This window comes from Thermodesulfobacteriota bacterium (assembly GCA_040756475.1).
GTDB lineage: Bacteria > Desulfobacterota > Deferrisomatia > Deferrisomatales > JACRMM01 > JBFLZB01.
The window spans coordinates 1-10,671 of record JBFLZB010000160.1; the positions used below are offsets into that span (position 1 = coordinate 1).

At 71.3% G+C, this 10,671-nt stretch carries 14 protein-coding genes and 1 tRNA gene; 13 read left to right on the plus strand and 2 right to left on the minus strand.

Annotated elements, in window-relative coordinates:
- From AB1578_18125 to AB1578_18170, 10 genes are all read left to right on the plus strand, one after another.
- Positions 1-1,852 (plus strand): hypothetical protein (locus AB1578_18125; protein ID MEW6489812.1); only part of this gene is annotated, 1,852 nt, incomplete at its 5' end.
- Entirely contained in the window at positions 1,849-2,172 is a 324-nt protein-coding gene (locus tag AB1578_18130; GenBank protein MEW6489813.1) for a hypothetical protein, read from the plus strand. The genes AB1578_18125 and AB1578_18130, both read left to right, overlap by 4 nt.
- Before the next feature lie 13 nt (positions 2,173-2,185).
- Complete coding sequence (locus tag AB1578_18135; GenBank protein ID MEW6489814.1) at positions 2,186-2,521, plus strand: hypothetical protein; 336 nt, start codon at positions 2,186-2,188, stop codon at positions 2,519-2,521.
- Positions 2,518-2,733, plus strand: a complete 216-nt coding sequence (locus AB1578_18140) for a hypothetical protein (GenBank protein ID MEW6489815.1) — start codon at positions 2,518-2,520, stop codon at positions 2,731-2,733. Before AB1578_18135 ends, AB1578_18140 begins: the two co-directional genes overlap by 4 nt.
- Positions 2,734-2,787: 54 nt before the next feature.
- Complete coding sequence (locus tag AB1578_18145; GenBank protein ID MEW6489816.1) at positions 2,788-3,567, plus strand: hypothetical protein; 780 nt, start codon at positions 2,788-2,790, stop codon at positions 3,565-3,567.
- 30 nt (positions 3,568-3,597) lie between these two features.
- Positions 3,598-3,993: a hypothetical protein gene (locus AB1578_18150; GenBank protein ID MEW6489817.1), complete on the plus strand. Its 396-nt coding sequence runs from the start codon at positions 3,598-3,600 to the stop codon at positions 3,991-3,993.
- Positions 3,990-4,205: a hypothetical protein gene (locus tag AB1578_18155; GenBank protein MEW6489818.1), complete on the plus strand. Its 216-nt coding sequence runs from the start codon at positions 3,990-3,992 to the stop codon at positions 4,203-4,205. The genes AB1578_18150 and AB1578_18155 overlap by 4 nt, the downstream gene beginning before the upstream one ends.
- Complete coding sequence (locus tag AB1578_18160; protein MEW6489819.1) at positions 4,202-4,414, plus strand: hypothetical protein; 213 nt, start codon at positions 4,202-4,204, stop codon at positions 4,412-4,414. Before AB1578_18155 ends, AB1578_18160 begins: the two co-directional genes overlap by 4 nt.
- A 186-nt stretch (positions 4,415-4,600) precedes the next feature.
- Positions 4,601-4,867, plus strand: coding sequence for a hypothetical protein (locus AB1578_18165; protein MEW6489820.1), 267 nt, complete (start codon positions 4,601-4,603; stop codon positions 4,865-4,867).
- A gap of 74 nt (positions 4,868-4,941) precedes the next feature.
- Positions 4,942-5,106 (plus strand): hypothetical protein, encoded by a 165-nt coding sequence (locus AB1578_18170; protein MEW6489821.1) that lies wholly within the window; start codon positions 4,942-4,944, stop codon positions 5,104-5,106.
- Between the two features lie 164 nt (positions 5,107-5,270).
- Here AB1578_18170 and AB1578_18175 read toward each other — a convergent pair.
- Positions 5,271-5,346 (minus strand) — tRNA-Lys (locus AB1578_18175).
- A 184-nt stretch (positions 5,347-5,530) separates the two neighbouring features.
- On the opposite strand from AB1578_18175, the gene AB1578_18180 reads away from it, so the two are divergent.
- Positions 5,531-5,965, plus strand: coding sequence for a thioredoxin domain-containing protein (locus AB1578_18180; protein MEW6489822.1), 435 nt, complete (start codon positions 5,531-5,533; stop codon positions 5,963-5,965).
- Positions 5,966-6,146: 181 nt separating this feature from the next.
- Positions 6,147-7,820 (plus strand): mechanosensitive ion channel family protein, encoded by a 1,674-nt coding sequence (locus tag AB1578_18185; GenBank protein ID MEW6489823.1) that lies wholly within the window; start codon positions 6,147-6,149, stop codon positions 7,818-7,820.
- A gap of 367 nt (positions 7,821-8,187) precedes the next feature.
- Here the strand turns inward: AB1578_18185 and AB1578_18190 are convergent, their stop codons facing one another.
- Positions 8,188-9,813 (minus strand): radical SAM protein, encoded by a 1,626-nt coding sequence (locus tag AB1578_18190; GenBank protein MEW6489824.1) that lies wholly within the window; start codon positions 9,811-9,813, stop codon positions 8,188-8,190.
- 95 nt (positions 9,814-9,908) lie between these two features.
- Here AB1578_18190 and AB1578_18195 point away from each other — a divergent pair, with 95 nt between their 5' ends.
- Positions 9,909-10,568, plus strand: a complete 660-nt coding sequence (locus AB1578_18195) for a VTT domain-containing protein (GenBank protein ID MEW6489825.1) — start codon at positions 9,909-9,911, stop codon at positions 10,566-10,568.
- The last annotated feature ends 103 nt before the right edge of the window (positions 10,569-10,671 follow it).

The following is a 10,671-nucleotide window of genomic DNA, read 5'->3' on the forward strand; positions in this document are numbered from 1 at the left end:
CGCCTCCCTCGACCTCGACGCGATTTACGAGGAGGTCCACCGGGGAGGCGGCGTCCCTGGCGCCTGGCTGGCGCAGCTTACCGACCGGGCGAAGGACTTGAGCCCCGAGCGGGTGGCGGAGCTGGGGCGCATCCTGGAGCGGCAGCGGGTACCGGACGGGGACACCCCCCGAGTAGAACTTGTGCGCGGCCGCGAGGTGGATGCCGTGGAGGGCGTGCTCGACCACATGCGACGGACGCCGGACCTGTACGACTTCGGGGACGAGGTGGTCACCGTGGTGGACGGACGGGTCCACGCCCTGAACGACCACGGGCTGCGGCACTACATCGGCACCCTCGTACAATGCTGGCGGTCCCAGCCTCTCCCGAAGGGCGGCTCCGCCGCTGTACTGCAAGACCCCCCCCAGACCTTGTGCCGGGCGATCCTGGCCCTCGGGCCGGCCCGTGGGCTGAAGCGGCTTCAGGCCGTAGTGACCGCCCCCACGCTCCGGCCGGACGGTACGGTGCTCTCCGCTCCTGGGTACGACGCCGAGACGGGGTTCCTGATGGTGCCCCGAGGCGAGCCCGCGCCAATCCCCACCGAGCCCACCCTGGACGGCGCCCGGAAGGCCTTGGCCGCCCTGTGGCACCCGTTCCGGGAGTTCCCTTTCTGCTCTCCCCTGGACAAGGCCGTCCACCTGGCCGCGCTGCTCTCCGCGGTGGTGCGCCCCGCCGTGCCGGCCTGTCCGGCACCCGGATATGACGCTCCGATCCAGGCGAGCGGGAAAACCCTCCTGGCCCGCTGCGTGGGGGCACTGGCGACGGGAGAAGAACCGCCCATCTGGCCGGCAACATCAGGCGATGACGAAGAAGTGAGAAAGCGAATCTTCGCGGCCCTGCGCACCGGCGCCCGGGCCATCATCTGGGACAACCTTGTCGGCACCTTCGACTCGGCAGCCTTGGCCGCGTGCCTCACTTCGGCCACGTTTACAGACCGGGTGCTCGGACGCTCGGAGGCTCCGACGCTCCCGAACTGTGCGTTGCTCATCCTCACCGGCAACAACCTATCCCTGGCCGGCGACCTCCCCCGGCGAGTGCTCGTTTCCCGAATTGATCCCCGCATGGCCGACCCCCACCGACGAGAGTTCGCCCTCGCCCCCCTGGAGTACGTGGTTCAGCACCGTCAAGAGATGGTGGCTGCCGCCCTCACCCTCGTGCTGGCGCACCGGGCGGCCGGCTCGCCGCGGGCACCTGGGCGTCTGGCATCGTTCGAGCGGTGGGATGACCTGGTGCGCCAGCCTGTGGCGTGGGTCGGCCGCGAGGTGGCCCCGGGAGAGTTCGGCGACCCGATGGACGCCGTGACCCTGGCCCAAGATGCCGATCCGGAGCAAGAGGCCCTGGGGCGGCTGCTCCTGGCCTGGAAGGACGTTTTCGCAGACAGGCCGATTCTCGTGAGGGAGCTGCTCGACGTGTACCACGATGCAGCCCGGGCGTCCCGTGGCGTCACCACGGTGGTGGTGACCGACCGGGAGCGGGAACTGGCAGAAGCCCTCGGCGAGTTCAAGCCGCCGCGCGGGGAGCTGACGACGAAAACACTAGGCAGAGTGCTCATGTACCGCAAGGAGCGCCTTGTCGGAGGGCTGCGCCTGGAGTCCGCCGGGAAGGACAGGAAGGATTCCACCTACTGGCGCGTTGCCGGGATTGCCGGGTATGCCGGGTTTCCCCATACCCACGCGTGTGCTGAGGTAAAACACCTTACCTATAGGGTGGCCAGGGACAAACCCGGCAAACCCGGTATACCCGGCGAAAGCCCCCTAGAGGTGCCCCAGGGTTACCCCCTTGGCCATGGGGTAGAAACGGAGGGCACCCTATGAGCGCCGCCGACCTCCTGCGCGACCTCCGAGCCCGTGGCGTAGAGCTGACCGCCGAGGGCGACCTGCTCCGGTGGCGGGCGCCTCCTGGCGTGGTGACTGAGCCCCTCATGGCGACGATGCGCCAGCACAAGGCTGCCCTCCTGGCCCTCCTGGATGAACCCCGGCCGCGCCCGTACCTCGACGCCCACGGGGACCTGCGAGTCCCGTTCGACGCCGCCCCCGCCCTGCAATGGTGGCGCGGTGGCAAGTCGGTCCTGGACACCCTGGACGACCTCGACGCACCCGCCGCCGTGCGGGGGCGCTACGAGCACCTGCACTGAGGAGGGCGGGACCGTGGGAGCATCGCAGCGGCGAAAGGGCCGGGAGGGGCAGTGTCAGGCGCGGCACCTTCTCGAAGATCGGGACTGGTCCGTGCTTGAGCTAAAGGCTGGCGTTCGCTCCGAGGACCTGGTGGTGGAAGACCCCCATGGGCGCCGGTACTCGCTGGAGTGCAAGAAGCAGAAGGTGGTGGACCTGCCCCGCTTCCTGGCACAGGCCAGGGCACAGGCGAAGACACGCAAGCTGCCGTGGGCACTCCTGGCCCACCTGCATGGGACAAGCTCCTGGCTTTTCGTGCGGCAGGGAGAACGGCCCACCGTCTGGCACTCGGCGAAGGAGGCGACCTCGTGAGCGACCGGACCCCGCATCAAGGCGCCCTCGACGACCTGGCCCGCCAGGTCCGGCAGCGACACGCGGAGGCCCTGGAGGGGATCGGCCCGCGGCCCCCGGGCTTCCCGGTGTGCGGCGCCTGGAGACTGCGGGAGGGGGAGGCCCGGGGCGAGGACGGCCACGCGAACACCTGCCCCCTGGCCGGGCTTCCCGCGCCACGGGCGGAAGGTTGACTTACCCGGGCTTCGGCCCGACTGACGGCGCGAAGGCGCCACGAAAGGACCCCCATGGACGCACTGCAAAAAGCACGAGAGCACAGCGAGCGGTTGGCCCAGGCAGAGGCAGCGGTCCGCGAGAGCGAAACGGAACTCCGCCAAGCGGAGGACCGGGCCCGCCTCCACCGCATCGAAACCCAGCGGCGGGCGGTAGCCCGGGGGCGGAAACTGGCCGTGGAAGCGCGCCGGGGCGACGCCGCGGGCTTGACCGAGGCCAAGGCCGCATTCGAGGAGCGCCAGGGCGACGAAGCCCGGCAGGCCGGGTTGGACGCCGTCCTTCTTGGTCTCCGGTCCGAACTCGAGGAGCGGCGGGAGGCGCTGGCCGCGGTCGCCAAGGACTCCCCGAAGCTCTTCGCCCTGGCGGTTCGCCAACGGGCCGAGCAGCTCGGCGCTGAGTATGCCGAGGCGGTGGCGCGCGTGGAGGAGCTCTTCGGCAAGCTGATGGCATTGGACGAGCTTCGGCGGTGGTGCTGGCCGCATTCAATGACGTTCTGCCACCTCAGCGCGCAGCGGACCCTTCTTCCGTCCTTCGGGCTCCAGAGCATCCACGATGCCGCTCCTCAGCGGGCCGAGCGGCCGCATGGCCTGTTTTGCGCCGCGGACGTGGGGGCGCGCTGGGGTGAACTTCTCGCCGCGGAAACGGCAGCGTTCGCCGAGCAGGGCATCCACTTGCGGGCCGCGCCCCCGCGCCCGGAGCAGCCCCTGGGGCAACCGGGGCTTGCCACGCACCACCCCGTCGGGCCGGACGCGCTCCGGGTCCTCGCCGAGGCCCCCCAGCCGAACGCGGCCTGAGCCGGGCACCTGCGGACACCTGAGGGCATGATGGCCGGCCACGGAGCGAAGATCGGGCGCAAACAGGAGCAGGCGATTGCAGCCCTCCTGTCGGAGCCGACGATAGAGCGGGCTGCCGCGGCTGTCGGGGCGGACCCGCGCACCCTGCGGCGGTGGATGCAGCGGGACGACTTCCGGGAGGCTTACAGGCTGGCCCGCCGGGAGCTGATGGACTGCGCCACGGCCCGGATCCAATCCGCATCGTGCGCGGCCGTGGACGCGCTGGAGGAGATTCTGGGCGACTCGGGGGCCCCCGCGGGCTCCCGGGTCTCGGCGGCCAAGGGCGTCCTGGAGTTGGCCGTCAAGGTAGCAGAGCTGCAAGACCTGCAGGAACGCATCGAACGACTGGAGGCCGCAGCGAACGCGGCCGGAAAGGGCATCCTGTGAACGTCCCGCAACTGGTTTCTCGGCTTCAGAAGCTCGAAACGGTCAAGGCCGCGCTCCCCCGGGCCCGAGACTTCAGTCGCACGGAGCGGGCCGCCCGCTGGGCGGGGCTCCTGGCTCTCGCCGCGCACCGCGGCACCGACGACAACCCCCGGATCGCCAGGCTCCGGGAGCTCTACGACGCCGCCCGAGCGCGGCAGGAGGCAGTAGCGTGAGCAAGAGCACCGAGGAACTCTTCTACGGGGGCACGCCCAAGACCGGCGCCAACGCGACCAGGGCCCTGCCGTTCGGGTTTGTCCCGGGCAGCCAGGCAGCGACCGCGTTGCAGCACATGAGGGAGGCCATGGACCGGCACGGCATCAACCCCGAGACCGGCGAGGGGATGGAGGCCGAGTATTACGACGCGCTTCTGGAAGACGAGTAGCGCCACGCCCCCGGAGGGCGCCAGGGCCCCGAGGCTTCGGCTTCGGGGCTCTTCTTTGTCCCTGGGGAGGGGGCGACCCGGAAAACCCCGTCTTGGGGCTCCTGGGGCGTCTGGCGAGGGGTTGACGGTCCCGCCCTCCTGCGGGTACACCGGGCCTGCTCCCGCCCCCTCTTCCTCGGAGCCGGGATGCTCGACGCGCGAGCCCTGAAAGCCTTCGGCGACGACCCCACGGTTCGACGGCTGGCGGGGGAGCTCGCCCGGCGCCTTCGGGACCTGCGGGTTCGGCAGACCGTGGCCGAGCTCAGGCCAGAGGTGGGACCGTCCGCAGCGGTAGCCCTGGCCGCCGAGCGGCTGGAGTGCTCCGAGCGGTCAGCGTGGCGGGCGCTTCGCAGGGTGCGGCTCGACTCAAGGCCCCCGGCACCGACTGGGGGCCTTCGTGCGTCTGGAAAGTGAAGACGTGACACCGGAGGGGAGGTGTAGCCGCCCCGCAAATCCGCGTCCGCCACCTCACCCCCTCGCAGCTCTCCATGGTGGCGGCCCGGGCCCGGGCGATCTACGACCGGCAGGCGCGGGAAAGGATGGAGAGCGGGGTCAACCAGCATAGCCCTCCGGCAAAATTACCGGAGGGCTCCAAGTCCGACGCCCGCGACGCCGCCGGCAAGGCCGTGGGGGTCTCGGGCACCCTGGAATGAATCGGCCCCCAGGCGGGCAGGCCGGGGGGGCAGCCTCGCCGCACGAGGGGGGCGAAGGCTGGAGAGGTGGGTACCGGGCGAGTCCGGGCCCCCCAGTGGGCCCCCCGAGCCGAAGCCGAAGAAAAAGGGGCTACGGGCGGCGCCTCGTAACCCCTTGATTTCTTTGGTGAGCCGTGGAGGAATCGAACCTCCAACCTACTGATTAAGAGTCAGTTGCTCTGCCAGTTGAGCTAACGGCCCACGGGAACTGCGTAAGGCGGCAAAATGTACCCGAGGGGGCGGGGGGGTGTCAACCAGAAATTCCAGGACTCCGTGGACTTTCGGGCCGTTGGGGGGGCGCCCTGCGCTTGATTGCGAGGCCATGCTTGCAGGAGAACGGTTCCTGGGTTCCAATGGCACGCGTTCCGATGTTGCGGAGGAGACCATGCCCGACACCTACCTCGTCCAGTGCGGGAGCTGCGGCTCCCGAAACCGGGTGCCCCACGAGAAGGCCGGCCAGAAGGGCAAGTGCGGCAAGTGCGGTGCTCCCCTCATCCCCTCCCACGCGGTCCCGATCCCGGTGACCGACGCCACCTGGGACCGGGAGGTGCTCGCCTCCCACGTACCCGCCGTGGTGGAGGTGTGGAGCCCCCACTGCGGGGTCTGCACCCAGTACGAGGTGAGCGTACGCCGGATGGCCGCGAGCCTCTTCGGGAAGGCCCGTGTGCTCCAGCTCAACGCCGAGGAGAACCCGAAGACGGCCACCCGGTACGGCATCCGGGGGGTTCCCACGGTGCTTCTCTTCCGGGGTGGGGAGCTCGCCGCCACCCTGGTGGGCCCCCAGGGGGAGCGGGGGATCCGGGAGAAGCTCGGAGTCTGAGCTTCCCCCCTCGGCCGATCATCGGTATCGCTATCGCTATCGGTATCGCTATCGGTATCGTTATCGGAGTGGGTTCCAACGGGAGAACCCGATGGCGAACCCGATCCCGATCCCGATCCCGATTGCGATTTCGATGGGAGGAAGGCTGGGGCCGAACGGCTGCCCGGCCGGAGGAGGTAGGATGGAACCCCGCCAGCTTGCCGTGAGTGCCGTCGTCGTGGCCGCGGAGGTGGTTGCCGCCGCCGCGGCGGTCTTTCTCGTCTATGCCCTGCTGCGGGGGCTCCTGGGGAGGGTCGGGGCGATCGGTCCCCTGGCCCGGTACTCCGGCCAGGTGGAAGGGCTGCGCCGGACGCTGCGCCGGGTCTTCGGGCTCCTGGGGGCGGTGCTGGTGGCGGCGATCCTGGCGGTGAACGGTGCGCTCCTCTACCGCGGAGCCGACATCCTGGAGGAGACCCGGGGGTGGCTCGCCCAGGTGCCTCGCCGTTTCTGGGTGGACTTCGGAGTGGCGGTCCTCCAGGTTCTCGGCCTGCTCCTCCTGGCGGCCCTCGTGCTACGCTGGCTTCGCCGGGGGATCGCGGCGGCGGGCGGCTGGGCCAAGGGCCTTGGCCAGATCCGGGCCAACGACGAGAGCATCGACGCCTTCGTGCGGTCGCTCTCTGCCATTGCCACCAATGGCGCCTGGCTCTTCGTGCTGGCGCGCTCCGCCGCGATCCTCCGCCTCCCGGACGCCGTTCCCGGCGCCCTCACGGTGCTCTTCAAGATCTACCTCACGGTGACCCTGGGGCTCCTGGTCGTTCGAGGGATCGACGCCCTGGTCGACAGCGTGGAGGGCCTGACCGCCCGCCACCTGGAGGCGGGCCAGCTCCGGCGCTTTTACGAGCGGCTGCGCCAGCTCATCCCTTTGGCCAAGCGCTGCCTGGAGTACGTGATCTACGTCTACGTGGCCACCCTCGTGGCCCTGCAGGTGGAAGTCATCGCGCCGCTCGCGCCCTACGGACACAGCCTGGTGCGGGTCATCGGGATCTTCTTCCTCGCGCGGGTCGTCATCGAGCTGGCTCACCTGGGGGTGGACGAGCTCCTGGTGCGCCGCAAGGATCTGCCCCCCGAGACCCGCCAGCAGCGCCTGACGTTTGCCCCCCTGATCCGCAGCTCGCTCAAGTACATCATCTTCTTCGGGGCGGCGGTGCTCATGCTCGCGGAGCTGGGGGTCAACCCCGCCCCCATTCTCGCCGGGGCCGGCATCGCGGGGCTGGCGGTGGGCCTGGGGGCCCAGAACCTGATCAACGACGTGGTCTCCGGGTTCTTCATCCTCTTCGAGAACCACTACCTGGTGGGGGACTTCATCGAGACGGGGGGCGCCCGGGGAGTGGTGGAAGCCATCGACCTGCGCACGACCCACGTGCGAAACCCCAACGGTCAGCTCCACATCCTGCGAAACGGCCAGATTGGGGAGGTCGTGCACCACTCCAAGGGCTACACCCACGCGGTGGTCCAGGTAGGCGTCGCCTATGAGTCCGATCTGAAAAAGGTCTTCCGGGTGCTGGAAGAGGTGGGGCGGGAGCTGGCCTCGGAGAACGAGGACGTGCTTGAGCCCACGGCGGTGCAGGGCCTGGAGGACTTCGGGGAGTCGGAGCTCCTGGTGCGCACCGTGACCCGGGTCAAACCCGGCCGTCACGCGCCGGTGGCCCGGGCAATGCGGGCCCGGATCAAGGAGGCCTTCGACCGCAACGACATCGAGATTCCCTACGCCCGCCGGGTGCTCATTCTCAAGGGAGAACAGGGGGTGGAGGACCTCGCCCGGGCCCTCGAGGCGCCCGCAAGCCGGGACCCGAAGGGGGAACCGGGCCGGCCGTAGCCCGCTCTGCGTCGGCCTTGGCTCCGGCGCGCCTCTACCTCGGGCCGCCGAGGTGAGCGGGGCAGGGGGCGCCCACACCCCAGCGGAGGCGCCCCGGGCGGTGACGCAAACCTCCCCTGCGGCGGCGCAGGATCCCGTGCGCTTCCGAAATGGCCCTTGGCATTCCAGCGAGGGAGGGGAAGGGTATCTCGTGTCCGCCTGGGCATCGCCACAGGCGCCTGCGCCGCCTCCGGGGAGACCCCCGGCCCGCCCCCCAACCTTGCACGGCAAACCGCAGGGTGGGTCAAGCGAAGCGGACCCAACCTGGCCGGTGACGGCCGGGGGGAAGCTTGACGCGTTGTCCCAGATTTCAGGTCCGCAAGGATCTCTAGCACAGATCGAGCCTCCCCTTGTCCTGGGTGCCCACCCACCCCAGGGCGGACCACGCGGCGGAAAACACCGGGAACCGAAACCGGGGCAGGGGCCGCAGCCCCTCGCCCGAAGCGCCCAGGAGCACCCGGTCGGCCAGGAGCCGCTCCAGGAGCTCGGCCCCCAGGGCTTCTCGGACTCCCTGGGCGCGGGCTCCCGTCAGTGCCCGGGCCAGAGGAACCCGCGCGCCCGCCGTGGGGAGCCCCTTGAGGAAGTTCAGGATCCGGGCCGTCACGAAGAGGGTGTAGACCGCGTCCCGGGCCCCGGGGTCCGGGTCCGCCCCCAGGGCCGTGAGGCGGGCGCGCACGAGGGCGGCCTCGTCGGGTTCGGGGCGCCCCCGCGCCAGGGGGGAGCCCGGCGGCAGGTAGAAGGGAGAGGCCCCGATCAGGACCGGGAGCCGGCCCAGGTACGCCAGGGCCTCGGCCATGCCGGACGGGTCCTCCCCCGGGAGCCCCAGGATCTGGTAGGCCACCACCCGAAGCCCCAGGGCGGCTGCCGCTTCCACCACCTCCTGGAAGGCCCCGCGGTCCCCGGCCCTTCCCGCTCCCCGGCAGGCCTCGGGGCTGCCGCTCACCAGGGAGAGGTTCAGGTGGGAGAACCCGGTTCGGGCCATGAGTCCCAGGAGCTCCGGGTCCAAGGCGTCCCAGGAGACCCCGTTCATGGCGTGGAGCGCCAGGGTGCCCTCGCCGAAGGCCGCGAGCAGGGCGCGGAAGAGGGCCGCGGCGCCCTCCCGGTCCGCCGTGAGGTTGTCGTCCTCGAAGTCGAAGGCGCGATATCCTGCATCCCACCGCACCCGCAGCTCGGCCGCCACGTCCCCGGCCGGCCGCCTCCTGTAGCCTTCCTGGAACACCGTGTGCACCGCGCAAAACGAGCACCGGCGGGGGCACCCCCGGGAGGAGAGGACCGCGGCCAGGGGCTTTCGGCCCAGGCGGTAGCGGACCGGGGAGAGGTCGGAGAGGTCCGGCGGGGGAAGCTCCGCCAGGGGAAAGTTCGGCTCCCGGGGCGTGCGCACCACCATCCCGTCCCGCCGGAACGCGAGGTTCGGGACGCGGCCCAGGTCGCCCCCCGCAGCCAGGGTCCGGACGAGCTCCACCAGGGGGCGCTCCCCCTCTCCGAGGATCGCGAAGTCCACCCCGGGGCTTCGGAGCAGGCTCTCGGGGAGCGCGGAGGCATGGGCTCCGCCGGCGACCACGGGCACGGGCCGGCGGCGCCGGATCGCCTCGGCGCACGCCAGGGCTTCCCGGTAATAGGCTGAGAAAGGGGCCGAGATGCCCACCAGATCGGGCTCTTCCGCCGCCACCTCCGCCGCCAGCTCTTCGAAGCCGGCCCCGAAGTGGTAGTATCCGTGAAACGTCGAGAAGGGGCTCTGGTCGGGGAAGGGGTAGTACTCCCGCAGGTGGGCGAGCTCCCGGGGCAGTGCCACGGTGCGCCGACCCCACCCCTGCCGGAAGTCGCGCACCACCACCTCGGCTCCCGGCACCCGGACCTGCACGGCGGCCTTGAGGTAGGCAAGCCCCAGGGGCTGGAGCCGCACCTGCGTGTCGTAGAAGTCCCGGGCCGGCGGCTGGAGGAGGACGACCTTCATCGGTGCACCGTCTCGGCCGCCGCCGTCAGGGGAGCCCTTGCTGTATTTTCGGGAGCGGGATGCCGGAGCACAATCCGCGGAAGGGAGCCGAGCCCATGAGTCGGGGGCGTGCCCTGCTTCTCGCGCTGCTGGTCCTGGGGCTCCTCCTCGGTCTCGCGGCGCCGCTCGGCTGGCACGGCCTCCACGCGCGGCTGCACGTCCTGGCCGGCCACCCCTGGGGGGCGGCGGCGGTGGCGGCGTGCCTGGCCGCGGCCATGGTCGCCCTCTATGCCCTGGCGCTGCCCGGGTCGGCCCTGATCCTTCCGGCGGCGCTCCTCTACCACCCCGCGGTAGCCGCCGCCCTCATCGCGGCCGGCGGCGCGCTCGGCGCCCTGGCGGCCCACGGCCTCTCCCGGCGCCTGGGAGCGTCCTGGAGCGCCAAGGCGGCCCGCAGCGAAGTCTACCGGGTGCTCCAGCGCAACAGCGACTTCCTCACCCTGTGCTCCCTGCGGGTCCTTCCCGGGTTTCCCCACTCGTTCCTCAACTACGGAGCGGGGCTCCTCGGCGTGCCTCGGGGCCGGCTGCTCCTCTCGGCGCTGGTGGGCTTCGGGGTCAAAGGGTACCTGTATGCGAGCGCCGTGCACAACGTGGCGGCAGCCGGCGAGGCCGCCGGGCTCGTGCGCCTGGAGACCTCGTGGCCCCTCCTGGCCCTGGCCGCCCTCCTGCTCGCCGGCCGGCTGGTCCGGCGATTCTGGGAACGGCGCACCCACGCCTGAAAGAGAAGGCGCCCACGGGCGCGGGGCCAGATTCCGCCGGCCCCATCTCCCCCCGCCCCCAGCCCCCAGCCCCCAGCCCCCTGCCCCCTGCCCCCTGCCCCCT

Coding starts and splice junctions, on each gene's coding strand:
- AB1578_18170 (MEW6489821.1), top strand. CDS start 4,942: ATGGTGGCGGCCCGGGCCCGGGCGATCTACGACCGGCAGGCGCGGGAA.
- AB1578_18130 (MEW6489813.1), top strand. CDS start 1,849: ATGAGCGCCGCCGACCTCCTGCGCGACCTCCGAGCCCGTGGCGTAGAG.
- AB1578_18195 (MEW6489825.1), top strand. CDS start 9,909: ATGAGTCGGGGGCGTGCCCTGCTTCTCGCGCTGCTGGTCCTGGGGCTC.
- AB1578_18185 (MEW6489823.1), top strand. CDS start 6,147: ATGGAACCCCGCCAGCTTGCCGTGAGTGCCGTCGTCGTGGCCGCGGAG.
- AB1578_18190 (MEW6489824.1), bottom strand. CDS start 9,813: ATGAAGGTCGTCCTCCTCCAGCCGCCGGCCCGGGACTTCTACGACACG.
- AB1578_18145 (MEW6489816.1), top strand. CDS start 2,788: ATGGACGCACTGCAAAAAGCACGAGAGCACAGCGAGCGGTTGGCCCAG.
- AB1578_18165 (MEW6489820.1), top strand. CDS start 4,601: ATGCTCGACGCGCGAGCCCTGAAAGCCTTCGGCGACGACCCCACGGTT.
- AB1578_18180 (MEW6489822.1), top strand. CDS start 5,531: ATGCCCGACACCTACCTCGTCCAGTGCGGGAGCTGCGGCTCCCGAAAC.
- AB1578_18150 (MEW6489817.1), top strand. CDS start 3,598: ATGGCCGGCCACGGAGCGAAGATCGGGCGCAAACAGGAGCAGGCGATT.